1 protein-coding gene is annotated in these 231 nt (G+C 41.6%); it reads left to right on the top strand.

The window, feature by feature from the left end; all coding sequences use genetic code 11:
* Positions 1-231 (top strand): coiled-coil domain-containing protein (locus HJY11_RS13745; protein ID WP_368041619.1); only part of this gene is annotated, 231 nt, incomplete at both ends.

Below are 231 nucleotides of genomic sequence, written 5' to 3'. Positions count from 1 at the left end.
AAAAGCGTATCCAGTACATATACGAAAACGGAAACGTCTCTTTTCTGGAGATTCTGTTTACTTCCGACAGTATGGGAGAATTTCTGAACCGTGTAGACTTTGTGGAGCGGGTTACAGACTATGACCGCAAGATGCTCAAAGAGCTTCAGGATCTGCGTCAGGATATCGACCAAAAAGAGAAAAATCTAAAAAAACAAAAAGAGGAATTGGACGCCATGAAACAGGAGATGA

Source organism: Bittarella massiliensis (ex Durand et al. 2017), from assembly GCF_017566145.1.
Classification (GTDB): domain Bacteria; phylum Bacillota; class Clostridia; order Oscillospirales; family Ruminococcaceae; genus Bittarella; species Bittarella massiliensis_A.
This window is presented reverse-complemented; position numbering and strand designations above follow the sequence as displayed.